Origin of the sequence: Streptomyces uncialis (assembly GCF_001905345.1) — a bacterium.
Taxonomy (GTDB): domain Bacteria; phylum Actinomycetota; class Actinomycetes; order Streptomycetales; family Streptomycetaceae; genus Streptomyces; species Streptomyces uncialis.
The window spans coordinates 546,240-571,802 of sequence record NZ_LFBV01000003.1 but is presented as its reverse complement, the minus strand read 5'-3'; the positions used below and the strand labels follow the sequence as shown (position 1 = coordinate 571,802).

Here is a 25,563-nt window from a genome sequence, read left to right as displayed (position 1 = left end):
CCCGTGCCCGGCAACCGGTCCGCGAGACCCACGCCACGCCACCCGGGGCCGGTGCCGTGCCCCGCGCCGGGGCCGGTCCATCCGGTCCGTTCGGAGGCGACGGCGACGGGCGGACCGGCGGCCGACAGCGCCGGGTCCGGCACGACCGACTGACCGGCGACCGACAGATGGGTGACCGACATGCGCCAGGAAGACCTCCCGGTTCCCGCCACCGGACTGCTGCTCACGCACTTCCTCACCGTGGCCGATGTGGCCCGCTCCCGGGCGTTCTACACCGATGTCCTCGGCGGTGAGGTGGTCCTCGCCGAGAACCCGTGCATCGTCAAGCTCGCCAACAGCTGGCTCATCATGAACCCGGGCGGCGGCCCCACCCCCGACAAACCGGGAGTCACCCTCCGGCCGCCCGACGACCCGGACACGGCCACCAGCTTCCTCAACATCCGGGTGGCCGACATCGATGCCTGCTACCGGCTGTGGAGCGGGAAGGGCGCGGAGTTCCTGACCCCGCCGATCGACCGCAAGGCCGAACTGCGCTGCTATCTGCGCGACCCCGACGGATATCTCATCGAGGTCGGGCAGGCCACCGGTCTCCTCCGGGGCGTCCTGGCCGACCCGCCCGCCGGGAACGGGTAGCGGGACCCGTACCGGTTCGGCACCCGCACCCGCCAGTACCCGTACCTGCTGGGACCCGCCCGCCGGGATCCGTGTCCGCCGCCCGCCGCGACCACCGCGTCGGGCGGCGGAGTCCGTCAGCGCAGGTCGGCGCCGTACACCTTCTCGACCGCCAGGGTCACCAGCACCCGCCGGTCCGAAACCATCACGGACCGGTACTCGTCCCAGTCCGGGTGTTCCCCGGCGGCGGCCCGGTAGTAGTCCACGAGCGCCTGGACCTCGGGACCGTCCGGGTCCGTTCCCGGGCCGACGAGGGTGGTGGTGCCCTCGGCGGTGGCCCAGGACCGCCCGTCCGGACCGGTCACCTCCAGCGCCGCGCGCGGGTCCCGGCGCAGATTGGCTGTCTTGGCGGTGCCCGCGGTCGTCGAGATCCGGATCACCCCGGCGGTGCGGTCATAGGCGGGCATGACGGGTGAGAGCTGGGGTCGGCCGTCGGACTTGATGGTCGCGAGCACGCCGAGGTCGCTGTCCGCGAGCAGGGTGTGCGGATCGAAGAGTGTGTTTGCCATGTCGGGCCCAACCCCCGGTCGGCGGCCGGGTATTCCGGTTCCGTGCTACCGATCGGGTGATCCTGTTCCTGACGGCCCGTCACCGGGTGGCGCGCGGACGGACTCAGTCGGCGCGGGGCGCGCCGAGGGGGTCGGTGGGTGCGCCGCGGAGGGGCGTGTGCGGCGGTGTCGCGGTCCGTCGGACGGGCGGGCTCAGGGGCGGATGACGGCCCGTTCGAGCAGGCGCTGAAGGGTTCCCTGCTCCTCCTGCGTGAGCCCCGAGAGCGGGGAGTCCTCGCCGAGGAGTTCGAGGAGCCGCTCGCGGAGGGCGGTGCCCTGGGGGGTGAGGACCAGCCGCTTGGCGCGCCGGTCGGTGGGGTGCGGCCGGCGTTCGAGCAGTTCCCGTTTCTCCAGCTTGTCGACGACGAAGGTGGCGTTGGAGGGCTCGCAGCTCATGCGTTCGGCGAGTTCCCGCATGGTCATCGGGCCGGTCAGCTCGCGCAGCGCCGTCGCCTGCGGCGCGGTCAGCCCCAGGCGGAGCGCGCGCTGCCGGACATGCTCCGCGATCTGGTGGGCCATCCCGTTCACCAGGCCGCACAGTTCGCGCTCGGCGACGGCCTGCGGTTCCGGGTTCGTCATACCGCTCATTCTAACAAGACCATCCAGCCTGAATATTGCAAGCTTGCATGATTCAAGCTTGATGCATACGGTGATCGGACCGCCGAGGCCCACGGCCCACGGCGCCGCCCCACACCGTCCAGGGAGAGGGAAGAGCGCGCATGCGTTCCACCACGTCGCATCACACCGAGCGGCTGCGCAGGCCGTCGGGAATCCGGTCGCTCACACTCGGCCGGACACGGGTCACCTACGTTCCGGACGGCGCGGTGCGGCTCACCCCGCGCGGCTGGCTCCCGGACAGCACCGACGCGTGGTGGGCGGCCCACCCCGAGTACCTGGACGACTCCGGCCATCTCGTCGCGGGTATCGGCTCGCTGCTGGTGGAGAGCGGCGACCGGGCCCTGCTGATCGACGCCGGATTCGGTCCGCGGTCCGCTCCGGCCGAGCCGGGCAACGCGTACGGCGCGATCCACGGGGGAGCGCTCCTGGACAATCTGGCCCGCCTCGGCCGCCCACCCGGGACGATCGAGGCGGTGGCGTTCACCCATCTGCACATCGACCATCTCGGCTGGGCCGGGCACCCCGCCCCCGGCGGCGACCGGCCCGCCTTCAGCGGCGCCGAACTCCTCGTGACCGAACCCGAGTGGTCCGGGCGCCATCTCCTCGCGGCCCACGGCACCTCCGCCGAAGCACTCGCCGCGCTGGAACCCCGGGTCCGGACCGTGACCGACGGTCAGGAGGTCTTCCCCGGCGTACGGGTCCGCTACATGCCCGGACACACCCCCGGCCACACCGGCTATGTGATCGAGTCGGGCGGCAGACGCCTCATCGCCTTCGGTGACGCCCTGCACTCACCGGTCCAGACAGCCCGTCCGCAGTGGTCCGCCGCCCCCGACCACGACCCCGCGCTGTCCGCCCGGTTCCGCCACCGGCTGGTCGCCGAACTCCAGGAGCCCGGCACCATCGGCTTCGGCAACCACTTCGCCGACGTGGTCTTCGGACACGTCCGTCCGGGAGCCGACGGCCCCGTCTGGCACCCCGTCGACGCGTGACCCGCCGGAGCCGGACATGACCGTGCCCTCGCCGCGCCGCTCCCCTGCCAAGTACCGCGCCCGGGTCTGGCCGGGCGTCCTCACCGCCGCGCTGACAGCGACGGTCACCGTCATGCCGGGGTTCGCCGTCGGAGCCCTCGCCCCCGGCATCGGGTCCGAACTGCGCATGTCCCGCACCGGACTCGGACTGTCCATGACCGCCTTCTACGCCGCCACCGCGCTCGGCTCGCCCCTCGCCAAGCGGACGGCCGCCCGGCTTCCGACGCACACCACCCTCGCGACGGCCTCCCTGATCGCCGCCGCGGTCATGCTCGGGGTGTCACGGGCGGGCGACGCGGCCACCCTCACCGCCCTCCTGGTCGTGGGCGGCCTCGGCAACGCACTTGTCCAGCCCGCCGCGGGCCGGCTGATCGTCGCCGGAGTCCCGGGGCACCGGCGCTCCCTGGCGGCGGGCACGGTCGGCGCGGCCTTGGCGGCGGCGACCCTCGTCCCCGGCCTGCTCGTCGCCTTCGCCGTCCCGGGACACGGCTGGCGCACGGCCATGACCGTCGCCGGACTCGTCGCCATGATCCCGGCGGCACTCACCCCGCTGACCGTCCCCCGCACCGGTACCCCGGCCACGCCGACCGTACGTCCCACCGCTTCCCGGAGCGTCGGGCCCGTACTGGCACTGTGGGCCTTGGCCGCCGCGCTGTCGGCCGCCGGGAACAACGCGGTGGCCACGTACTTCGTCCAACTGGGCGCGGAAGCCGGGCTGTCGGGCACCCTCACCGGGAACCTGCTGTCGCTCAGCGCGCTCTGCGCCATCGCCGTCCGACTCGCCGCGGGTGCGCTGACCGACCGGGCACCCCATCACAACCCAGCGGTGATCACCGCCATGATGGCCACCGGTGGCATCGGGCTCGCCCTGATCTCGACGGGCTCACCGACAGCCTTCCTGGCCGGAGCGGTGCTCGCCTTCTCCGCGGGCTGGGGCTGGACCGGACTGCTCCTCGCCGCCGCACTGCGGTTGGTACCCGACAAGGCGGAGCACGCCGGGCACACCGTCCAGGTCGGCATCTACACGGGCGCCACCGTCGCGCCGTTCGCCTTCGCGGCACTGACCGGGGCGGTCGGGTTCGCCGGCGCGTCGCTGGCCGCCGCCACGGCCGCGTTCGCGGGCGCCGCGGCGACGACCGCCGGGGCGTTCCTGCTGCGCTCGCCCGGCCGCCCCACGCCCGCCTCCGCCCCGGGAGGCACCGGACCGTCGGCCGCGCCCCACAGCCCGGTCCGTGCGACGGGCCCCACGTCCGGCGAGGACTGAGCCACGCGTCACGCAGTGCTCGATGACGGGGGCACCGACACTCCGCCGACCGCCGACCGCCGACCGCCGACCGCCGACCGCCGACCGCCGACCGCCGACCGCCGACCGCCGACCGCCGACCGCCGACCGCCGACCGCCGACCGCCGACCGCCGACCGCCGACCGCCGACCGCCGACCCGAAACGGCGGGACCGGGACGGCGTCCGGCCGGGACACCGTGGTCGTCGCGGTGTCCCGGCCGGATGTCCGAGCGAAGCGCAGCGGTCAGAGAGTTCCGGTGTACAGCAGCCTGTTGGGCGAGTTCTTGGACACGGTGAGGATGTCCTTGACCGACTGCTCGATGATCCAGTTGCCCACCTGCTGGGTCCCGGCGCCGGGGTTCAGGGACTTGTACAGGGCGGCGACCCCCGCCACATGCGGGCTGGCCATCGAGGTGCCGTTCAGCGCGGTGCTGCCGCCGCCGAGCTTCGCCGAGACGATGGCCTGGCCGGGGGCGTACACATCCAGACAGGAGCCGAAGTTGCTGAAGTCCGTCTCCTTGTCCTGGTGATCGGTCGCGCCGACCGTCAGCGCCCAGGTGGCGCTCGCGGGGGAGACCGAGCAGGCGTCCTTGTGGTCGTTGCCCGCCGCGATCACCGGCAGGACACCGCGCCCGGCGACATTGTCGGCGGCGTTGTTCACGGCGTCCGTCCGGTCCCCGCCGAGGGAGGCGTTGAGGACGGCGGGCTGCCGCGCGTTCTGCGCGACCCAGTCGAAGCCCGCGATGATCCCGGACCAGGAGCCCCGGCCGTCGCAGCCCAGGACCCGCACACTGACCAGCTTCACATGGCGGGCGACACCGAACGTGACCCCGCCGACCGTCCCGGCCACATGGGTGCCGTGTCCGTTGCAGTCGGCGGCGTTGCGGCCGTCACCGATCGAGTCGAAGCCGGGCGCCGCCCGGCCGCCGAACTCGGAGTGCTGGAAGTCGATACCGGAGTCGACCACGTAGACGGTCGCGCCCGACCCGGTGCCGTTGACGTTGTACTGCTGGTTCAGCGGCAGATACGGCTGGTCGATCCGGTCCAGCCCCCAACTGTAGGCGGGCAGACGGGTGCCGGCGGCGGGCACCGGGGTCGCCGACGCGGTGCCGTCCTCCTCCACCGCCTCGACGGCCGGCAGCGCGCGGACGGCCGTGAGCTGAGCGGGGCTGAGCTTCGCGGCGAAGCCGTTGAGAGCGGCGGAGTACGTGAACAGCGGCTTCACCCCGGGCACGGCCTGCTGAAGTGCGGTCTGGGGGCTCGCACCCTTCCGTACGGTGACGATGTACTGCCCGGGGATCGGCGAGGGCACGCGCCGCAGGGGGGCGGGCTCGGCCCGGGTGGGACTCGCGCTCACCGCCGCGCCCGGGTCGGGAGCGGCGGACACCGGGCCGCTCACGGCGGTGAGCGAGGCGAGGGCGATGACGACGGCGGCCGCGATGCGGGCGCGCGGCCTTGTGTACGTGGACATGGAGCGACCCAAGCAAAGCAAGATCCATGAATCCATCACCGGACGGGGGTGTCCCACCACCGCGGACGCTGAACAACTCGAACGCCGGTCACCTTCGCTCGCACCGCCGGGAATCCCGTCCCTGGGCCGACCCGTTCCGGTACGGGTCGTTCCTGAACGGGTCGTTCGTGGATCGCGCGGTACCCCGCGTCCCTTGGGGGCCTCGCGGGTACGGGGAACCACGCACCGCTGTGCGCACACCAGCTCCACCGCTCATGAGCCCGTCGCCCCGCCCCGCCCCTGACCGGAGAGCGGGGACGACCGCCGACCGCTCAGAGCCAGTCGTTCTCCGGAGCGGCCGCGCGGAGTGCCGCGCTCCCGTTCTCCGTCAGCGGCAGGCCATGGGGTACGCACACGATGTCCACGTCCAGCGCGGCGAGCCGGTGGAACGAGGCGATGGCCTCGGCCCTGTCCACATTGAACGGACCGAGGATCGCCCGGCCTTCCGCGGTGGCGACCAGATCACCGGGGAACAGCACACCGCTGGACGTCAGATGGAGGGCGACGCTCCCAGGGGTGTGGCCGGGGACGTGCAGCACGCGGACCGGCTCGCCCCACCCTTCGAGAAGGTCACCGTCGCGCAGCTCCACGTCCACCGGCACATGCCTCAGGGCGGGCTGGTCCGCCTTGTCGAACCCGGCGAGAACCTGCTCGTGGAGGGCACGTTCCGAGGCGGTGAGCACCGCCTCGGGCTCGGGGGCCGTGCCCTGGACGAAGGGGGCGTCCAGGGCACCGGCCAGCACTTGGGCGCCCGTCGCCTCGACGAGATCCGCGGCCGAGCCCATGTGGTCGACATGGCAATGCGTCAGCACGATCCGCCGTACGTCCTGGGGCCGGGCGCCGAGCTCCCCGAGCGCTTCCAGGACCGCGGGGGCGGAGCCCGGCACACCCGTGTCGATCAGGGCGTACCCGTCCGGCAGACGCACGATGTGGACGTTGCCGACCGGGAAGGGCAACTGCCAGACATCGGAGGTGATCCGTGTGAGCTCCATCCACCGACGCTAACGGGAGACGAGGGAAGAGCCGGTCACATTGTGCTGCGGGCGGATTCCGCGCACCGTGAACGAAGGACCGCCCGGGTCCGGCCCGGATCGGCCCGGACAGACCTACGAGGCGAGCCCAGGACGAAGCGGCCGGGCCCACAGTTCAGCCTCGCATCGGGGCTACCGGAGGTGATCCGCGACGGCTTGCGCGATGGCGTCCATCCCCGCGTCCCCCGGGTGGAGCCCGTCCCCCGAGTCGAACACCGGGGCCATCTCGTCACCGTGCCCCGGGCGGCGATCGGCCAGCACCCGGTCGAGGTCCACCACCGCGCCGTACGCCCCGCTGGTCCGGAGCCAGTGGTTCACGGCGTCACGCACCCGCTCCTTCTCCGGGGTGTAGTAGGGGCCGTACCCCTTGAACGGGGTGAGGGTGGCCCCGATGAGGGTGATTCCCCGCCGGTCCGCGGCCCGGATCAGCTTCCGGTGTCCCTCGATGAGCTGCTTCGCGCTCACGATGGGACGCACCCCGCAGCCCCGGTCGGGCAGCCCGCCGCCCCCGATGTCGTTGACGCCCAGCATCACGACGGCCGTCCGGACACCCGCCAGACCGAGCGCGTCGTCCCGGAAGCGCGCGGTGCCCTTGTCGCCGTAGCACAGCGAGTCGGTGAGCAGCATGTTGCCGCTGATCCCGGAGTTGACCACGCTGAGCCGTCGCCCGTCGGCGAGCAGCCGCTCACCGAGCCGGTCCGGGTACCGGCGGTCCGCGCCCGGGGTGGAACCCCAGCCAGCGGTGATCGAGTCACCGAAGGCGACGACCGCGCCCTCGGTCCGCCGCCCTCGCACCTCGACGCCCCGTACGAGGTAGTGGGCCTGGCTCGTCTCGTCGAAGGCATCGCCCGAGGTGTGGTGCGTACGGTCACCGGCGGCCCGGTAGGCGTTGGTCAGCCCGTCCTCCAGATAGGTGACCGGACCGGTGCCCCCGGCGAAGTGAAGGGTGACGGTCAGCTTCTCCAGAGGCCGTACGGGGAGCCGCACCGGATCGGACGACCACTGCTCCCCGACCGGCACGACGGCCGAGGACCGGCCCCCGAACCGCAGCTCCCGGACCGACCCGGCCCGGACCGACGCTCCTTCGGCCGCCCTGGCGACACTCGCCCGGGTCAGTCGCAGCGGCTTGTGCCCGTACCGGTTGGAGACCTCGACCCGCACCTCCGACCCGGCGGCCCCGACCCGGACCACCTGACGGACGCTCTGATCGGCGAAGCCGTCCCAGGCCCAGTTGGGCCAGGACCCCGGCAGGGGCGCCACCGGACGGTGGAGGGCCGCGCCCCACGCCCTGGTCCAGCCACTCTCCCGCGCGGTGCCGCTGTGACTCCCGGCGGCCGGAGCGGGCGCGGCCGCTGTCGCGACGACCACGGCCGCGATGCCCAGGGCGGAGAGACGAATCCGCCGGTTCCTTGAACGCAAGGTGACTCCTTCGACGCCGGATACGCGGAGCGTTTCGCGCGGGGCCGCGGCGAAGCCGCCGCGCCGGACGCCAACTCCGCTGTCGGAGGTGCCAGTCCACCATGGAGTAAACCGGATTTCGGGACACCGTCGACATCGCCGTCCGAGTCGCGGGTCATGGGTCGCGGTTCAGCGCCCGGCAGGCCCCGCCTGCCGGGCGTACTCCGGAGCTGCTCGCACCATCACCGCTCCCGGTTGGGGCATCGTCGGCGGACGAGAAAGGCGGATGATGGACTGATGCCATGACCACATTGATGCCCCGCGTGCTCAGCGCACTCGACCGGTTCCATGCGGCCCGTCCGTGGGACCACAACGCCCACTACCACCGCTGGATGCTCCGGCAGTTGCCCAAGCGCTTCGGCAAGGCCCTGGACGTGGGTTGCGGCAGTGGTGATCTGGTCAGGCTTCTGGCCGGACGTGCCGGGTCGGTGCACGGACTCGACGCCGACCCGGCGATCGTCGCCCGGGCACAGGAGCTCACCGACCCGGCAACTCCGGTGACCTACCAGGTCGGTGAAGCGCCGAAGGGGATTCCACCGGGCCCGTACGACGTCATCACCTGCGTCGCCACCCTCCACCATCTGCCGTTCACCGAGACCCTGACCCGCTTCCGCGACCGCCTGGCGCCCGGCGGAACCCTGGTGATCGTCGGCGTCGCGAAGCCGGAGACGCTCGGTGACCAGCTGCTCGCGATGGTGTCCGCCGTGCTGAACGTGGCCATGGCGTTGCTGAAGAACAGGGGACGCGGGGCAGCCCGACCGGTCGCGATGACCGCCAAGGTCCGGCCCGCGGACATGAGCTTCCCGGACATCGCCCGTGAAGCCCACCGGGTCCTGCCCGGCGCCCGGCTGCGCCGAAGGCTCTTCTGGCGCTACACCCTTGTGTGGCAGAGGAGTTGAGCTCGCTCTCCATCTGCCAAGACCTTCCCGGGCCTGCCGATGACATACGCCGCACACCGCTCCGTGCCCACGACGGTGCTCCGGACAACAGCGTCAGGTCCATCCGTCCGGGCGGGCGTAGAGCGCTGATTCGCCCACCAGCGCCGGTGGGCGAATCAGCCCACCGGGGTGCCGTTGAGGGCTCACGGACGGGTTCTCAGCTTGTTCGATGTCCATGGCGGTCTGTGGCTGGGACGGATGGGCCCAGGGCTTCGTCCAGCATTTCGACGATCTTCCGGAGCTCGCGAGCCCCGCGCTGCGACATCGCCTGCATCGCGCCGTCGAGGAGGATGCGGGCCCTGAATGGGTTGCCGCAGCAGTACCAGTCCACGTGGCCGAGCTCGTCGTCGCGCCAGAGCTCGCGCTCGGTGCGGTGGACGTAGTCCTTCCACAGACGCAATGCCGCTCCTACGTCCCCTGGTTGGAGATAGTTCCGCGTGCGTTCGAGACGAACGATCTCGGAAACTGTTCGCTGGGAGAGGCGGTCGATGACCAGTCTCGTATTCCGTGACTGGTGCCGATCCGGGATCCCGGCCCGGACCCGCCTTGGCCGTCTACGCGGCATGGGCCTTTCGGTTGGTCGTCATGGCGCACATAGTGCCACGAGCTCGAACGGCATCTCGAACGGGTTTACCCGCCTGGGCATTTACCGGACGTACGGACGCCCCTCGTCCGATCGGGTGCTCCGACCAAGGAAGCACGTCACCGCGACGAAGGCTGTGAGGTGAGTACGCTGCTCGATGCCCTCGGGACGGAAGCAATCGCGGAAGCGTCGCGCCGGACGATGCCACCGATGGATGAGGTAGGGCACCCTGGCGACGACGGCCGTCGCGTCTTCCGGCGTGTGGCCCGGACAGTCGCCGGCTCCCGTCGCGCGCGGTTCAGAGTGGGGTGGTCCAGACGCCGACGGGATGCTCGGCGGGCTCCAGCCAGAGCCACGGCTGGGACTTCCGATAGCTGTGGCCGCTCTCGTCCTGCCAGAGGTAGTGGCCTTCACGGTCCGGCCACACCGCTTCGAGGACGGGGAACGGCGGGCGCCGGTAGAACGAGATCGCGCTGCCGAAGAAGGTGCGGTGCCAGCGGGGATCGACAGCCTTCAGGGCAAGGGAATGGTGCGCTATGACGTCCGTGCACCGCTGGCCGTCAGACAGCGTCCTACCTTGGGCGGCCCGCTGTCCCAGGGTGTTGAGGCACGTACGCATCACGTGGATGTCGAGGCCGAACATGGCCACTTCAGGAGTACGGAACGAGTGCCAGAGCCCGATCGTGTACGCGAACCCAGGGCCTTCCTCGTCCGGGGGAACCGTCACCACGCTCCAACCATGGCCCAGGACATGTTCCAGGGTTCGTAGGTCCAGGGCATCTGCTTCGTGCCGGTCTCCGTAGTCGTGGCATATGACGCAACGGCACTCGGCGGGGTCGTCGTGCATGCCGCTCAGAGTACGTCTGCCGCGTCACGATGCCCGGCGGGGGCGTTCGCTGTCGGGCCACACTTCCGGGACGACTTGTTCGGCTGCCTGCCTGCGCGCGGAGCCATGCTGTTCGAGCTCACCGATGCGTCGCCGCGCGCGGACCGGCCGATGACCACGCCGGTGGACCTCACGCTGACGCCGGGCGTCGGCGCGGGCACGGCGCGCTGAACAGCGGGAACGCGTCCGCCGTCCGCCACCCGGTCGGCGCCCGTCGGCCCGTCCCCCCCGCTCAGATGTCGTGCGGGACCCAGGGGGCCGTGTCGCTCGTGAAGGCGGTCGTCGCCTCCGCCAGTGCGCCCGGGCGCAGCTCCCGTACGCGTCCGGCCGCGGCCAGTTCGGTCAGTCGGGTGCCGCCCAGGTACACCGTGCCCAGGTCCCGGACGTCCAGGGCGAGGTCCGCCGGGTCGCCGGTCCGTTCGCAGGTCGCGCCCTTCGGGTCGCCGGACAGGCGCCATCTGCCCTCGTTCCACGGGCAGAAGGCGTCCTTGACGTCGAACACGACATCCACCGGCACCCGGTAGGTCCGCGCCTCCAGTGCCGCCCCGACCTCCACCAGCCGGACATGGCCCCCGTCGTTGATCCGGACGGCGCAGCGCCGGATGTCCGAGACGAGGTGCTGCCAGGCGTCGTCCACGGGGCAGTTGCCCAGGCTGACGGTCGAGGTGAGGTCGATGCCGAAGAGATGACGCATGAGCGCGGCACGGGAGGCCGGGTCGAGCGCGAACAGGTCCTGGACCTCGACGGAGCCCTTGGGGCCCGCGTCGTCCCAGGTGGGGCGGACCCGGAAGCGGACGTAGCCGGTCGTCCGGCCGTCCCGCTCGGCCACGACGCACCGGAGGTGGGAGGTGCCCTCCCGGAACTCGGGGACGTCGAGGACCCCGAGGCGTTCCCAGCCGGGCAGCCGGGCGATCATCCCGGGGCGGGCGGGTACCAGTTCGGCGTAGACCGCCTCGCAGTCGGCCAGCGAGTCGCCCGGCGGGACCTCGCGCAGCCCGACCTCGTCCGTGCCCTCGGGGACCGTGAGCCGTACCCGGGACGTGTCGATGTCCGCCTTCAGTAGATGAGTCGACGGGCCGTAGCCGAAACGGCCGTAGATGGCGGGCTCGGACGCGCCCAGGATGGCGAGCGGTTCGCCCCAGGCGCGGAAGTCGTCCAGCTGGCGGCGCATCATCGAGGTCAGCACGCCCCGCCGACGATGGGTGGCGGCGACGGTCACCAGGGAGACCCCCGCCATCACGGCGAGCCCTCCGCCGGGTACCGCCACCCCGAAGCGGAACGAACCGGCGGTGCCGACGCACAGATCCCCGTCCCAGGCGGCCAGTGAGCGCTCGGCCACCGTGATGTCGCGGATCAGCTCGCGCCTCTCCGGGGACTGGGGGACACCGCCGAAGGCCAGGTTCAGCCCGTCGTACCAGCCGTCCCACTCGGACGCGCGCAGGACCCGCAGCTCGATGGTCATGCGCCATGTCTAGCAAGGTGCCCAGCCGGGCCGCGACCCGATTTCCTGCGGCGCGGCCGGTACACCGCGGGTGAGGGACGGCGTCGTTCCGGCATCTCGTCACACGGGGTGCGGGGCCGGGCCGAGGGTGCGGCCGGGTACCAGGGTGCCGGGCAGCAGTTCGTGCTCGGTCGGTGTCCGGGTCCGGTTGTCCCGCAGCGCCCTCATGACCTCCACCGCGCGCCGGGCCGCCCGCTCCACCGGGATGCGTACGGTGGTGAATCCCAGTAGATCGATGCCCGGCAGGACGCCGTCGCACCCGGTGAGCGACAGATCGTCCGGTGCCTGGAGGCCCGCCGCCTGGGCGAGGGGCAGGAAGGCGAGGAGCCGCCAGTCGGACGGGAACATGGCGGCGGTGATCCGCCCCGACCGGTGGAGGCCGAGGATGTCCAGCCCGCCTTCCTCGGCCCGCCCGAACGTGGGGGAGGCGACCGGATGCACCCGGACGCCGTGTTCACGCAGCCGACGGGCCATCGCGACGCCGCGCCGGTGCTCGGGCACGGAGTTCGCGGCGCTGGGCGTCACGACCGCCACGGACCGGTGCCCGTGCGCCGCTACGGCGTCGGCGAGCTGGGCCGCGTTGCCGTCCTCGTCGTAGGACACGCTGTGGATACGGGGGTGCGACTCGGGGCGTCCCACCACGACGACCGGCACGATGTCGAGGAACGGTTCCAGCATCTCCGCGCGGATCACCCCGGTGGCCACGAACATCCCGCCTACCCGCAGTCCGAGCAGCCGGTTGAGTGCCTGCCGTTCGTACCGGGCGCCCTCGTCGCGTGAGGGCGCCACGGTCACCATCTCCAGTCCGGCGCGGCTCACCTGGGTCTGCAACTCGCTGAAGAGGAGCCCGTAGGCGGGGTTGGTCGGGTCGCGCACCAGCAGACCCAGGATGTCGGAGCCACGCGCGGCCAGTGATCTGGCCATCGTGTTGGGGACGTACCCGAGTGTCTTCGCCGCCGCGTGCACCGCGTCCCTCGTACCCGGGGCCACGGGGGTCGAGCCGTGGAAGACCCGTGACGCGGTGGCGCGGGAGACACCGGCCGCCGCGGCGACGGTCTCCATCGTGACCTTCAGGGGTGACGCGTCGCCGGACTCCGGCTGCGGCCGTGGCACCCGCTCACCCCGTCCGTCGCGGGGTCCGCGGCGCGTCGCCCCGATGGCCGTGCCGCCTCGGTGCCGTCCCGTGGACCTGCCGGCGGTACCGGGCCAGCAGGTCCGGCCAGTCGGTCTGGACGATGTCCGCGCCGTGCTCCATCAGCCTGCCCCATCCGTCGGCCGGATCACCGAGGACGGAGGTGTGGTCGTCCAGGCCGGCGAAGAGGGGGACGCCGTTGGGGAGGTTGATGGCGTTGAGCAGGCAGGCCAGTTTGGCCGCCCGGAGTTCGGCGACGAGGGCGGGGCCGGCCAGTTCGTCGTCCGCCGACGCGGGGAGGAGTTCCACGCCGACCAGGTTGACGCCGGGATCACCGAGGACGGCGTGGATGTCGGCGCGGGAACGCACCATCGGGAGGAACGGGTACTTCACCGGATGCCGTCGCAGCTTCTCCAGCCACACCTCCTCGACGGGACTCTTCAGCACGAGCTGCCCTGCCATGTCGTAGCGGTCCAGGAACGGCAGCAGGTCGTCCCAGTACCACCAGGAACGGTCCACGTTGAACAGCGCGTCGCCCCGGAAGTGTTCGAGCAGGGTGCCCAGCCCGGTGACGCCGGCGTCATGGCGGGTCCAGCGGTAGCGCAGCTCGCGGATCTCCCCGGCGGGCAGGGTGCGCAGATCGATGTCGCGGTCGAAGGCGTGTCGCTCGTAGCCGTCGTGGAAGAGGAAGAACTCCCCGTCGGCCGAGCGGACGACATCGAACTCGACCATGTCGGCACCCTGCCGGAACGCCGCTTCGACGGCCTCGGCGGTGTTCTCCTGGATGTTCCCCAGACCGGTGCCGCGATGCGCCGCGATCAGGGGGGTGCGCCGCGTGAGGTGCGCGTTCAGCAGCGCGTTGACGTCCTGGTACTGAGCTTGTCCGAGCACGTGGTTCCTTCCGTCAGCCGGTCGGGGCGGTCTGTGTGGTCCGGGCGGTGGGGGCGGTTCCCGCGGTGACGGTGTCGGGGATCACCGCAACCGGCGGCCCGGTCCTCGTCCTGCCCCGGGTACGCAACCGTGAACGCCGCTCACCCGTACCGCTGTTGCGGCCGTACACGAACCACATCGCGAGGGTCGAGATCGCCATCAGCAGCACGGTGTAGACGAAGGTCAGGGCCGTGGCGTCGCTCGCGCCCTCGCCCCGGGTGGCGTTCTGGATCGCGATACCGAGGGGCTGGTGGAGCGGATGGGCGAGGAACACCGCGGTGTCGTAGTCGTCGAGCAGACCGGTGAAGTTCAGCGCGCTGACGGCCGCCGCCGCGGGGAGGACCAGCGGCAGCAGGACCCGGCGGTAGGTGTGCAGCGTACCGGCGCCGAGCAGGGTGGCCGCTTCCTCCAGCGAGGCGGGGATGCTCGCGTACGCGGCCTTGAGCATGCGCAGCGTGAACGGGATCTTGGCCGTGATGTACGCGACCGCCAGCAGCCCGACCGTCCCGGTCAGTACGGTCTCGCCCACCGGGAGCCTGGGCACGGAGTACGTGATGATCAGCCCGAGGGCCGTCAGCGTGCTGGGCAGCACCCAGGGGATGTGCAGCAGGTACTCGACGGTGATCGTGACGGCGTTGACGAACTTCTGGAGGACCCGGGCGACGAACAGCATCATGGCGATGACGACGGCCGCGGTCACCGCCGCGTAGCCGACGCTCACCACGAACGGCCGGTACGCGGCGGCGTCCGTCAGCACCCGCCGGTAGTTGTCGAGGGTGAAACCGCCGGCGCCGAGGTCACCGGACGCGATCGTCGCGGCGTCCGTGAACGAGAAGACCACGATCAGCAGCGGCGGGATCAGATAGACGAGGAAGAGGGCGTACGCGGCCGGATGAACGGCGCCGTTTGCCACGGGGTGGCCGATGCGCTGCTTCTTCAGCGCCGTCGGCACCTTCGACACCGAGAAGTAGGTGCCCCCGGCCTGGAGCCGGTTCAGCACGGCGAGCAGCAGCAGGGTGGCCAGCCCGAGGACCAGGGCGAGGGTGGCGGCGAGGTCACGGGAGCCGGGGTTGCCGGAGAACGTCAGGATCATCGGGGTGATCGTCTGGAACTCCCGGCCGCCGAGCACCTGCGGCGCCGCGAACGCCGCCAGCCCGCCGAGGAAGGTCAGCACGGTCACCGCGAACAGCGTCGGCTTGAGGACGGGCAGCACGATCGTGCGCAGGACGCGCCATGGGGATGCGCCCAGTTGCTGCGCGGCCTCGATGGTCTGGTGGTCGATCCGGGCGAGGGCGGACGACAGGAACAGCATGTGATAGCCGGTACCGGTCAGGGTCATCACGACCACGACCGCGAGCATCCCCGAGAACCACGCCGGGTCCAGACCGGGGAACACCTGGAGGAGCAGACGTGTGACGAACCCGTTCTCCCCGTAGACGAAGGTGTAGCCCGAGACGGCCACGACACCGCCGTAGACCAGGGTCGTGGCGTACCCGAGCCGCAGCAGCCGGGCACCACGGACGGTGAAGTAGCGCGTGACGAGGACGATGAAGACGCCGAGGACGTTCACCGTGACGGTCAGGACGGCCGCCAGGACGAAGCTGTTGCGCAGCGAGTCCATCGCGCGTTCCGACGCCATCAGCTTCTCGAACGCGCGGGTGCTGAACGCGCCCTGCGGTGCGAAGACCTCCTTCAGCATGACGGCGTTCGGGTAGATCATGAACGTGAACACGAACCACAGCAGCGCCACGCCGGTGACGACGACCAGCGGTGAGCGGAGCATGGCCCGCAGCGAGCGGCTCATGCCCGGACCCCGGAGTCCGCGACCGGGGCGGAGGCCGCGACGGGGGCGGGGGCCGCGACGGGGGCGGGGTAGCGCATCAGGGTCGCCGGGTCGAAGACCACATCGACCTCCTGCCCGGTCCGTATCAGCGGCCCGGCACCGTCCTGCACCACGGCCCGCAGACTGTCGTGCTCGGTCCGCAGCAGATACACGCTGTGCGTGCCGTGGTACGTACGCGAGGTGACGGTCCCACGCACGGCGATACCGTCGTACGGCTCCCCGTCCCTCGCGAGACCGACCTTCTCGATCCGGACATAGGTGGGATCGGCGGGGTCGAGCCGTGAGGCGCCCCGGGCGGCGAGGGTGCCCACCAGTTGGGGACCGAGCCGGTTCACCTCACCGATGAAGGTGCACACGAACTCGCTCGCGGACCGTTCGTAGATGTCCTCGGGCGTACCGACCTGCTCGATCCGGCCCTTGTCGATCACCGCGATCCGGTCGCTCATGGACAGGGCCTCGTCCTGGTCATGGGTGACGTAGACGGTCGTGATCCCGAACCGGCTCTGGAGCTCCTTGAGCTGGACGCGCAGCTGGCGGCGGAGTTTCGCGTCGAGGTTGGACAGCGGTTCGTCGAGCAGCAGCACCTTCGGCCGCATGACCAGGGCGCGGGCGATCGCCACACGCTGCTGCTGGCCGCCGGAGAGTTCGGCGACCCCCTTGGCGAGCTGTTCCTGTGAGAGATCGACCTGTTCGGCGATCTCGTCGACGCGCCGGTCGGTCTCGTCCCTGGGCCGTCCGCGGGCGCGCAGTCCGAACGCGATGTTCTCGCGGACGCTCATACCGGGGAACAGCGCGTAGTTCTGGAAGACCATCCCCACCTCGCGCTTGCCGCTCGGGAGATGGGTGATCCTCCGGCCCGCGACACGGATGTCACCGGCACTGAGGTCCACGAACCCGGCGAGCGCGCGCAACGCCGTGCTCTTGCCGCAGCCTGAGGGTCCGAGCAGGGTGAAGAACTCCCCTTCCCCGATATGGAGGGAGAAGGAGGGCAACGCCTCGAAGGTGCCGAACCGCACCGAGACATCGTCAAAGCTGATCATGTCGATCCTTGGGCCGAGTGGGGCCGAGTGGGGCCGAGTGGGGCCGAGTGGGGCCGAGTGGGGCTGACCGGGCCTGAGTGGGGTTGTTGCGTGCCCGTGAGGAGTGCGGGGCGGCCGTCGTGCCTCGGTGGGCCGGGCGACCGCTCCAGGTGCGGGGCCGGGTCAGTTGGGCAGGTACTCCAGCTCGATCTTCTCGGTCCACCGGTCGAGCCGGGCGGCCACGAACGTCCAGTCGATGTCCTGCTCGGTGAAGGAGTCGGTCTCCTCGACGGCTCCGGCGTCCGCCTTCGCGAGCGCGCCCTTGTTGGCCGGGGCGGTGTGGAACTCCCGGGACCAGGCGGCCTGTACCTCCGCGCCGCCGAACCAGTCGATGAACTTCTTCGCCGCCCCGGCCTTCTTCGTACCGTTCACCAGCCCGATCTGCTGGACGACCATCGGAACGCCGGTCTCCGGCCGGACCGCCTCGGTCCGGATCTTGTACTGCTCCTCACGGGTGGCCTTCCCGGAGAGCCACATCTGGCCCGCGGTGACCTTGCCGTCGGCCATCCGCGCGTACAGGTCGGTGTTCGTCACCGAGGGCACACCGTGCTCGAAGTACGACTCGACGGCGTCCCAACCGGCCTGGCCGACCCCGAGGTCCCCCCGGTCGTCACGGTGTCTGCTGAGGATGCCGGACAGCACCATCTGGGTGGTGGCACCGCCGAGTTCGGTGGGGACCTCGTACTTCTTCCGGAACTCCTCCTTGGTCCACAGATCGGGCCAGTCGGCGGGCGCCTGGCCCTTCTCCGGATAGGCGGCCTTGTCGTGGACGAGCATGATCGGCTCACGGACGATGGGCCAGAACCGCTTGCCGGTCGCGTCGCCCAGCGCGGCATCGACCTGATCGGCCCAGGCGGGGGTGTACTCGCCGAGGACCTCCGCCTCCTTGAGCTTCTCGAAGTAGACGTTGTTCAGTCCGAAGGTGACGTCGGCCACCGGGTTCGCCTTCTCGGCGAGCAGCCGGTTCTGGACGTCACCGCCACCGAGGTCGACCACCTGGAGCGAATGGCCCGCCTTGCCCGCCTCCTTCTTGAGCCAGTCGCCGCGCCCGTCGGACACGGAGTTGCTGTAGACGACGAGGGTCTCCGGGTCATCCGAGCCGCTCCCGCCGAACGGTGAGCCGCATCCGGCGGCGAGGGTCGCGGTGAGGAGCGTGGCCACGGCGGCCGTGAGGGTCCTGCGCATCGGTTCGTTCCGTTCCGGCCCTGGTCGCGCTGTGCGCGGGGCCCCTTCGGCAGATGGATGAACGCGCGTTCATCCACACTGAACGCGCGTGTACGGACCGAGGGGCGGCCGGCAGATGAATGACCGGCGTCCGAGCGCCGAAGGTCCGCCGCCGGGCGGTCGGGTAGGGGCGAGACCGGACGGGTACGGGCGGTCACACAGTGGGAGCCGGGGACCGGTACGACCGGTCCCCGGCTCCCGGGGATGTCATCCGCGCCGGTTCGTGCGTCCGGCGGCGCGGGACTCAGTCGGCCCGCCGCGCTCCCACCGCCACCTTGGTGGGCGGCAGAGCGGCGGCGTCCGTCGCGGACGGCTCCGGCGCGTTCCCCGGGGACGGGTCCTCGACGGTCCCCGGTTCCTTGAGGAAGAAGGTCAGCCCGAGGCCGACCAGATAGATGGAGGCGATCACCCACACCGTGCCCTCGATACCGATCGGCCCGACCAGCCCGGCGATGGCCGATCCGGCGAACTGGCTCAGTCCGGCGCCCAGGTTCAGGATGGCGACCGAGGCGGCGATATGACGCGGGGCGAGCATCGGCATGATCGCCGACAGCGGGACGAACGCGCCGAGCGCCAGTCCGTAGACGATGGCCACGGCCAGGGTGATGCCGAAGCTCGGCCCGACCGCCTCGGGCACGTAGTACAGCGCGAGCACGGTCACGAAACAGCCGAGTCCGCCGGCCCAGGCGACGGTGTTGACGCTGCCGATCCACCCGGCGACGTACCCGGACAGCAGATTGGCCGCCACATTGGCCAGCAGCATGGTGCCCCAGATGGTCTGCCACTGCGCCGTGGAGAAACCGACGTCGTTGACCATATGGGAGGTCAGGAACACCACGAAGGCGTAGAACGAGAGGGTGTTGATCATCCGGACCACACCTCCGACGCCCACCCGGGGATGTGTCCTGACGATGGTGAGCGCGCCGAACATCTTGGCGACGGACTCCTTGGTGGAGTCCGGGGGAGCGGTCGTGACACGGGCCCGGACCAGGAAGATCACCAGCAGACCACCGGCGGCGACGAAGGCGAGGGACAGCCACAGGGTCGCCATCTCGCCGATCACGGGGATGACCGCCCCCGCGAAGTAGGAGCTGATCACGCCGAGGCCCATGGTGGAGGCGAACCAGTACCAGCCGACCGCGCGGTTGAGCTTGTCGCCCGGGGTCTCCATCGCGATCCAGACGAGGAAGCCGTACGCGAAGAAGGGGTAACCCAGCCCGCGGATACCGAAGGTGAGGAGCATCAGCGGGTAGTTCCCGGCCGCGACACCGACGGTCAGGAAGAGGACCTCGAAGACGGCCCAGATACCGAGGCCCAGCAGCATCACCCGGCGCGGCCCCCACGCCTCGGCGAGCGCGCCGGAGAGCCAGGCCGCGACGGCGACGACGAAGCCGTACACCGTCCAGAGCAGGGCGACCTCGCTGCCGGAGAGCCCGCGCGACTCCAGGTAGGGCGAGAGGAACCCGACTTCGATGCCGTCGCCGACCATGAACAGCATCACGGCGAGGAAGCCGAAGGCGAGCGGCCGGACGATCCCCTGCCGTTCGAGGAATCCGGGGCGGGGCACGGCCGGGCCGGCCGTGGGGTGGGGCGAGGTGGGCATGTGTCCTCCGGCGTGCACAACAGACGCGTGAACATCTGATCAATAATCGAACCAAAGTGCATGTAATATGAGTGGCACCCCTGCGGCTGTCAAGCCTCGGGCGGGTTCCCCGTACGGGGTGACGCGACAGCCGCTGTGCTGGTCAGCGGCCCCCTGACCGGCGGAAGCGGCAGAGCAGGCTCCGAACGGAGGATCGATGGACAGAGCGACCGGTCAGAAGAGACCACCGCTGGGCAAGATCGCGCGGCTGTACTACGAGCACGGACTGACCCACCAGGAGATCGCCGACCTGTGCGGGCTCTCCCGGATCAAGGTCACCCGGCTGCTGGCGGAGGCCCGCCGGGTCGGCATCGTGGAGATCACGGTGCACAGCGACGACCATCTGTTCGTGGGCCTGGAATCGGCCCTGGGCAGCGCCTACGCCCTGCGGCAGGCATGGGTGGGCCCGGCCTTCGACGACGAGAGCCGGGCCGCCCACTCCCTGGGGGCACTGGCCGCGGACTGCGTCAGCGCCTTCCTCGACGAGGGCACGACCATCGCGGTCGGCCTGTCGGGATCGGTCGCCACGATCCCCGAACATCTGCGGCCCTCGTCCGCCCCGGACGTCAACTTCGTCCCGCTCACCGGGAGCAAGGGCGGTATCTCCCGGGCCGCCAGCTCCCATGAACTCGCCCTCGCCTTCGCCGCCGCCGCGGGCGGGCACGCCTACCACCTCCCCGCCCCGCTGCTGGCCCGCTCCGCCGAGGCCGCCCGGGTGTGGCGCGAGGACCCGGCCGTCCAGGAAACCCTGGAACGCGCGGTCTCGGCGGACGCGCTGATCGCCGGGATCGGCGGGACGACCGCCGACGCCGGTCTGCTCGTCCAGGGCCTGACCGCCACCGAGCTCGCGGGCATCCGCGCGCGCGGCGCGGTGGGGGACATCTCCGGCCGCTTCTTCGACGCGGACGGCGCCGCCGTGCCGGGCGAGGTGGACGAACGGCTCATCGGACTGAGCCTGGAGCAGCTGCGGGCGGTACCCGTCCGGATCGGGGTCGCCCGGGGGGCGGCCAAACGCCAGGCCCTGGAGGTGGCGCTGCGGCAGGGCCTCATCAACGTCCTGGTGACCGATGCCGCCACCGCGGAGGAACTGCTGGCAGCCGCCGGCGTGGCGCCGAACGCGCCGTCATGAACACCCCGAGCGGCCGGACCGTCCGACGGCCCGCCGCCGTACGAAAGGACATGATGTGAAGCCGGTTCATACCCGCGAGGACCTGTGCGAGCGGCTGGCCGAGGTCGGCCGGATCGCCGTGGAACGCGGACTGGTGCTCGCCAGCGGGGGAAACCTGTCGGCGCGGCTGCCCGGCGGCGACGAGTTCGTCGTCACCGGCGCGGGCACCTGGCTCGACCGTCTGGAGGAGGCGGACTTCACCGTGATGACGCTCGCCGGGGAACGGACGGGTGGCGCGGCGAAGCCGTCCAGCGAGTGGAAGCTGCACCAGCGCACGTACCAGGTGCGCCCGGACGTCAACTGCGTGGTGCATCTGCACCCCCAGCACGCGGTCCTCCTCGACGCGGTCGGCGCGCCGATCCGGCTGATCAGCCTCGACCACGCCTACTACGTCCGCTCCGTCGGTACGGTGCCGTACCACCCCAACGGCTCCGACGAACTCGCCGAGGCCGCGGCCGAGCAGGCGCTGCGCCACGACTGCATGGTGCTCTCCCACCACGGGTGTTCCTCGCTCGGTGCGGACATCGGGATGGCCTTCCGGCGGGCGATGAATCTGGAGGAGGCCGCGGTGGCCACGTATCGTGCTCTCGCCCTGGGCGATACCACGGCGGCGTTCCCGTCCGAGGCCCTGGCGTCCCTCCACCACGCCTGACCCACCCCCCACCCCAACGGTGCCCCACGGGTCGCCTGTGCTGGGCCCACTTGTTCCCCGTGCGGGTCGCCTGTGGGGTGCGCAGTTCCCCGCAGGTCGCCTTCGCTCGCGCCCCCTGGGTTGCCTGTGCTGGGCCCACTTGTCCCCGTGCGGGTTGCTCGTGGGTGCGCAGTTCCCCGCGCCCCTGGGTCTCCTGTGCTGGGCGCACTTGTCCCCGTGCGGGTCGTTCGTGGGTGCGCAGTTCCCCGCGCCCCTGGATGCTGCCCCATTGCGGTCGCTACTCGGGTGCGGGCCGTCCTCGTTTTGCGCAGTTCCCCGCGCCCCTGAGGTCGCGCCCCTTGCGGTTCCCGTTGGGGTGCGGGTGGTCCTTGGTTGCTCGCGCAGTTCCCCGCGCCCCTGAAGGGGCGCCCACTTGGGGCTGTCCGTCAGGTGCGGGCCTTCGCTCGCGGAACCCCTCTCCTCTCGCGGTCGCGGTGCTGCGGGAGGGGGTGGGCGGGAATCTCTGCCCGCAGACTCCGATGCTCTTCAGCAGGACAAGGGGGACGTCCGACCGAGCGCGTTGGAGCGAGGACGGAGAATCCCGACCGGCACCGACCCGAAGGACCGGCAGAACGCGCCCCAAAGGGGCGCGGGGAACTGCGCGAAAACGACGAGCGACGGCACAGGGAACAAGCGCGCCCACCCGGACAGACCTGGGAAGCGCAAGCGAAGGCGACCCGCGGGGAACTGCGCACCCGACGAGCGACGGCACAGAACCGAAGTGCGTCCCGCCGGACAGACCTCGGAAGCGCAAGCGAAGGCGACCCGCGGGGAACCGCGCGAACCCCCGAACGACGGCACAGGAACGAAGCGCGCCCAGCACAGGGACCCCAAGGGCGCGCCCAGGCAAAAGGGGACGCCCCCGAGCGAAAACCCGGGGGCGCAACCAAAGACGGCCGACCGGTCAACCCGCGGCAAGCGGCCCTGCGTTGGCCACCGCCGCAGGCTCCTCCCCGACGGCCCAGGCACGCAACGCACGCTCCGCGATCCGCGAGTGCTCCGTGACCACATCGTCGGACGCGCCACCGATATGCGGAGTGAGCGTGACATTGTCGAGCCGGAACAGCTCGGAGTCGGCCGGCGGCGGCTCGGTCCAGAAGACATCCAGACCGGCCCCCCCGATCCGCTTCTCGCGCAACGCGGCCATCAGGGCCTCCTCGTCCACCACGGCCGCCCGTCCCGCGTTGACGAGATAGGCGTCGGGACGCATCAGGGCGATCTCCCGCGCCCCGACGAGCCCCACCGTCGAGTCGTTGAGCGGCACATGCACGGTGATGACGTCGGACCGGCCCATGAGGTCGTCGAGGCCGACGATCTCCGCGTCGTCACCGAGGGCGCCCGGCGCGAGGAACGGGTCGTGGACGAGGACGTTCATACCGAACCCCAGGGCGCGGCGCATCACCCGGCGCCCGATGGCACCCCCGCCGAGGATGCCCAGCGTGCGCCCGCCGAGACCGATCCCCCGGAAGCGGGCGTACGGCTCGAAGACATCGTCCGCGCGCCAGTTCCCGTCCCGCATCCACCGCTCCGCGGCCCCCGTGCGGCGGACGGCGGACAGGATGAGCGTGAAGGCGAGATCGGCGGTGATCTCGGCGTTGCGCGCCGGGGTGGTGGCCACCGGTATGCCCCGGCGGGTACAGGCGGGCAGATCGACGTTGACGGGGCTGGCCCGGCAGGTGACGACGAACTTCAGCGCGGGCGCCGCGTCGAGCGCCGCCTGGTCGACCTGGTCGACCTCGCAGACCACCGCGTCGGCCACCGCCAGTCGGTCGGCGAGCTGCGGCCGGGCGAGGGAAGCGCCCTCCATGGAGGGTTCCACCGTCTCGACGTCGAACAGTTCCGCCAGCCGTGCGGTGGCGGCCGGGTCGAACGGCGCGGTGATGAGCAGCCGCGGACGCGGCGACGCGTGGGTCACAGGGATTCCAATCCATCGGCGGCGGGCGCCGACTCCGTGGTGGGGGACGGGGAGGACGGAGCCCCGGTGAGGCTCCGCAGATCCCGCAGGGAAGGCCAGACGGGACGCAGCGCGTCCCTGGCGGCGGCGAAGGCGCGCGCCTGCCGGTCGTGCAGATCCCGTAGGGCGGGGTCGGGACGGAAGGTGAGGGTGGCGGCGGGCCGGCCCAGGGCGGCGAGCGCGCTGTCGAGATCGGCGGCCGCCCCGCCCGCGACCAGGGCCAGCGCGGCCACCCCGCGGGCTCCCAGCTCGGGTGCGGTGGAGCGCTCCACTGGCCGTCCTGTGACATCGGCCAGTACCTGGCACAGCAGGTCCGACGAGGCCGATCCGCCCGCGATCCGCAGCGTCCGGCCCGTCACCGGTTCCCCGAGGCACTCGCGCAGGGTGAGGGCGATCCCCTCGTAGACGGCGCGCAGCAGTTGCCCCGGGGTCGTCAGGACGCTCATCCCCACCCAGGCGGCGGAGGCCGCCGGGTCGACGAACGGGGCGCGTTCCCCCTGGGGCGAACCGTAGGGGAGATAGAGGACACCGCCCGCCCCCGGTCCGGCCGCTCGGGCCAGCCGTTCCAGGTCCGGCCAGCCGCTGCCGTCCGGGCCGGTCACCGTACGGACCCAGTCGAGGTTGGGCGCGCCCGCCATCGGGGCCAGGCATTCGAGGACGCTGCCCAGCCCGGTCGCCAGGGTGATGCGCCCTTCGGGGCCGGGGCCCCGGCCGTCCTGCCGTACCCGCGCCGCGAAGGCCGTGGTGCCGACGATGAGATAGGCGTCGCCCGGCCGGACCGCGCCGAGTCCGACCCCGCCCGCGACGGCGTCGACCAGGCCGACGACCACGGGAACGCCCTCGGGCAGCCCGGTGGCACGCGCGGCCGGTGCGCCGACCGTGCCCACCGCCTCGTGCGGCGGCCGTACGGGGGCGAGCAGATAACGGAAGCGCTGGTGTCCCAGCCCCTCCAGCAGGGCGTCGGAGTAGGTGCCGGTGGTGACGTCGAGGTAGGTGCGGGACGCGTCGGACGCGTCGGTGGCGATCTCCCCGGTCAGCCGGAAGCGAATCCAGTCCTTGCAGTTCAGCTGGTGCGCGGCCCGGTCCAGCCGCTCGGGGTGGTCGGCCTCCAGCTGCTCCAGCAGCACCGGTAGCGCGCCGGGGAACAGGGACGAGCCGGTGATGTCGCGTACGAGGTCGCCGCGGCCGTCCCGCTCCCACGCGGTGACCCGGGCGGCGGCCGTGCCGTCCATCCAGATCGTCGCGGGGCCGCACGGGCGCCCGGTCCCGTCCACCAGCCAGGCTCCGTCGCCCTGACCGGTCACACCGACCGCGACGATCTCGACACCGTCACCGGCGTCCCGGACCGCGGCCCGCACGGTGTCACCGACCGCGGACCAGATCTCGTCCATGTCCTGCTCCACCCGGTCACCGTGGTGCGTGACCCGCAGCGGCGCCCGGGACCAGCCGAGCTGTTCGCCGTCCCGGGCCAGGACAACGGCTTTGACCGCGGTGGTGCCGGCGTCGATGCCGACCACTGCCTGCCGAGTCACTGATGAACCTCCCACAACCGAAAAATGAACATTGGTTCATCGAACGATCTAAAGTGCAGCAAATTTAGGCGTGTATCGGGCAGCCGTCAACCGATCCCGGTGGCTGGTGAGGGAAGGAGGCGGCGAGGGTCCCGGGGTCCGCCGGGCGGCGACGGCCCGTCAAAGGGGACGCGCGGGCCGCTGCCCGAACCGCAGGTCACAGCGTTACCGGCACGGGGCACAGCGGGCCGCCCCCTTGGACCGCCGCCCCCCGAACCTTCGCCGCCTCTGAACCGCGCGCACGGCCGCACCTGCACCCGCCCCGCACCC

The 25,563-nt window shown here is 71.7% G+C and carries 22 protein-coding genes; 7 read left to right on the top strand and 15 right to left on the bottom strand.

What is annotated here, in order from left to right; genetic code table 11:
- Positions 1-180 precede the first annotated feature (180 nt).
- Positions 181-633, top strand: coding sequence for a VOC family protein (locus AB852_RS16370; RefSeq protein ID WP_073789206.1), 453 nt, complete (start codon positions 181-183; stop codon positions 631-633).
- Positions 634-749: 116 nt separating this feature from the next.
- Here AB852_RS16370 and AB852_RS16365 read toward each other — a convergent pair whose 3' ends face one another.
- Together AB852_RS16365 and AB852_RS16360 are read right to left on the bottom strand one after the other, a co-directional pair.
- The gene (locus tag AB852_RS16365; RefSeq protein WP_073788728.1) at positions 750-1,181 is read right to left on the bottom strand and encodes a PPOX class F420-dependent oxidoreductase; all 432 of its coding nucleotides are present in this window, start codon (positions 1,179-1,181) and stop codon (positions 750-752) included.
- 192 nt (positions 1,182-1,373) lie between these two features.
- Positions 1,374-1,799 (bottom strand): MarR family winged helix-turn-helix transcriptional regulator, encoded by a 426-nt coding sequence (locus AB852_RS16360; protein WP_073788726.1) that lies wholly within the window; start codon positions 1,797-1,799, stop codon positions 1,374-1,376.
- Positions 1,800-1,939: 140 nt separating this feature from the next.
- Here AB852_RS16360 and AB852_RS16355 point away from each other — a divergent pair, with 140 nt between their 5' ends.
- Positions 1,940-2,830: an MBL fold metallo-hydrolase gene (locus tag AB852_RS16355; RefSeq protein ID WP_073788724.1), complete on the top strand. Its 891-nt coding sequence runs from the start codon at positions 1,940-1,942 to the stop codon at positions 2,828-2,830.
- A gap of 16 nt (positions 2,831-2,846) precedes the next feature.
- Entirely contained in the window at positions 2,847-4,133 is a 1,287-nt protein-coding gene (locus AB852_RS16350) for an MFS transporter (protein WP_073788722.1), read from the top strand.
- 263 nt (positions 4,134-4,396) lie between these two features.
- Here the strand turns inward: AB852_RS16350 and AB852_RS16340 are convergent, their stop codons facing one another.
- The 3 genes from AB852_RS16340 to AB852_RS16330 all read right to left on the bottom strand — a co-directional run bounded on the left by AB852_RS16340 (position 4,397) and on the right by AB852_RS16330 (position 8,112).
- Positions 4,397-5,623 (bottom strand): S8 family peptidase, encoded by a 1,227-nt coding sequence (locus AB852_RS16340; protein ID WP_073788720.1) that lies wholly within the window; start codon positions 5,621-5,623, stop codon positions 4,397-4,399.
- 311 nt (positions 5,624-5,934) lie between these two features.
- The gene (locus AB852_RS16335; protein ID WP_073788718.1) at positions 5,935-6,654 is read right to left on the bottom strand and encodes an MBL fold metallo-hydrolase; all 720 of its coding nucleotides are present in this window, start codon (positions 6,652-6,654) and stop codon (positions 5,935-5,937) included.
- 171 nt (positions 6,655-6,825) lie between these two features.
- Positions 6,826-8,112, bottom strand: a complete 1,287-nt coding sequence (locus tag AB852_RS16330; RefSeq protein WP_073788716.1) for an SGNH/GDSL hydrolase family protein — start codon at positions 8,110-8,112, stop codon at positions 6,826-6,828.
- Positions 8,113-8,393: 281 nt separating this feature from the next.
- Between AB852_RS16330 and AB852_RS16325 the strand changes: the two genes are divergently transcribed.
- Positions 8,394-9,050 (top strand): class I SAM-dependent methyltransferase, encoded by a 657-nt coding sequence (locus tag AB852_RS16325; protein ID WP_073788714.1) that lies wholly within the window; start codon positions 8,394-8,396, stop codon positions 9,048-9,050.
- Positions 9,051-9,258: 208 nt separating this feature from the next.
- Positions 9,259-9,600 carry a hypothetical protein gene (locus AB852_RS39815; RefSeq protein ID WP_178391031.1) on the top strand — a complete coding sequence of 114 codons (342 nt, stop codon included), beginning with the start codon at positions 9,259-9,261 and terminating at the stop codon, positions 9,598-9,600.
- A gap of 370 nt (positions 9,601-9,970) precedes the next feature.
- On the opposite strand, the gene AB852_RS16315 is transcribed toward AB852_RS39815, so the two are convergent.
- From AB852_RS16315 to AB852_RS16280, 8 genes are all read right to left on the bottom strand, one after another.
- Entirely contained in the window at positions 9,971-10,519 is a 549-nt protein-coding gene (locus tag AB852_RS16315; protein WP_073788712.1) for a DUF4262 domain-containing protein, read from the bottom strand.
- Positions 10,520-10,790: 271 nt separating this feature from the next.
- A complete protein-coding gene (locus AB852_RS16310) occupies positions 10,791-12,020 on the bottom strand; it encodes a GNAT family N-acetyltransferase (RefSeq protein WP_073788710.1) in 1,230 nt (409 codons plus the stop codon).
- Positions 12,021-12,119: 99 nt separating this feature from the next.
- Positions 12,120-13,172, bottom strand: a complete 1,053-nt coding sequence (locus AB852_RS16305; RefSeq protein WP_079184654.1) for a LacI family DNA-binding transcriptional regulator — start codon at positions 13,170-13,172, stop codon at positions 12,120-12,122.
- A gap of 4 nt (positions 13,173-13,176) precedes the next feature.
- Positions 13,177-14,082 carry a glycerophosphodiester phosphodiesterase family protein gene (locus AB852_RS16300; RefSeq protein ID WP_073788708.1) on the bottom strand — a complete coding sequence of 302 codons (906 nt, stop codon included), beginning with the start codon at positions 14,080-14,082 and terminating at the stop codon, positions 13,177-13,179.
- A gap of 13 nt (positions 14,083-14,095) precedes the next feature.
- A complete protein-coding gene (locus AB852_RS16295; protein WP_073788705.1) occupies positions 14,096-15,925 on the bottom strand; it encodes an ABC transporter permease in 1,830 nt (609 codons plus the stop codon).
- A complete protein-coding gene (locus AB852_RS16290; protein ID WP_073788702.1) occupies positions 15,922-17,004 on the bottom strand; it encodes an ABC transporter ATP-binding protein in 1,083 nt (360 codons plus the stop codon). The genes AB852_RS16295 and AB852_RS16290 overlap by 4 nt, the downstream gene beginning before the upstream one ends.
- A gap of 162 nt (positions 17,005-17,166) precedes the next feature.
- Positions 17,167-18,228 carry an extracellular solute-binding protein gene (locus tag AB852_RS16285; protein ID WP_073788699.1) on the bottom strand — a complete coding sequence of 354 codons (1,062 nt, stop codon included), beginning with the start codon at positions 18,226-18,228 and terminating at the stop codon, positions 17,167-17,169.
- Between the two features lie 283 nt (positions 18,229-18,511).
- Positions 18,512-19,870, bottom strand: coding sequence for an MFS transporter (locus AB852_RS16280; protein WP_073788697.1), 1,359 nt, complete (start codon positions 19,868-19,870; stop codon positions 18,512-18,514).
- A 196-nt stretch (positions 19,871-20,066) separates the two neighbouring features.
- Between AB852_RS16280 and AB852_RS16275 the strand changes: the two genes are divergently transcribed.
- Both AB852_RS16275 and AB852_RS16270 read left to right on the top strand, forming a co-directional pair.
- Positions 20,067-21,038, top strand: coding sequence for a sugar-binding transcriptional regulator (locus tag AB852_RS16275; protein WP_073788695.1), 972 nt, complete (start codon positions 20,067-20,069; stop codon positions 21,036-21,038).
- Between the two features lie 55 nt (positions 21,039-21,093).
- Positions 21,094-21,729 (top strand): class II aldolase/adducin family protein, encoded by a 636-nt coding sequence (locus tag AB852_RS16270; protein ID WP_073788692.1) that lies wholly within the window; start codon positions 21,094-21,096, stop codon positions 21,727-21,729.
- 943 nt (positions 21,730-22,672) lie between these two features.
- Here AB852_RS16270 and AB852_RS16265 read toward each other — a convergent pair.
- Together AB852_RS16265 and AB852_RS16260 are read right to left on the bottom strand one after the other, a co-directional pair.
- Positions 22,673-23,683 carry an NAD(P)-dependent oxidoreductase gene (locus AB852_RS16265; RefSeq protein ID WP_073788690.1) on the bottom strand — a complete coding sequence of 337 codons (1,011 nt, stop codon included), beginning with the start codon at positions 23,681-23,683 and terminating at the stop codon, positions 22,673-22,675.
- Positions 23,680-25,254 (bottom strand): FGGY-family carbohydrate kinase, encoded by a 1,575-nt coding sequence (locus AB852_RS16260; RefSeq protein WP_178391030.1) that lies wholly within the window; start codon positions 25,252-25,254, stop codon positions 23,680-23,682. Before AB852_RS16260 ends, AB852_RS16265 begins: the two co-directional genes overlap by 4 nt.
- Positions 25,255-25,563 lie beyond the last annotated feature (309 nt).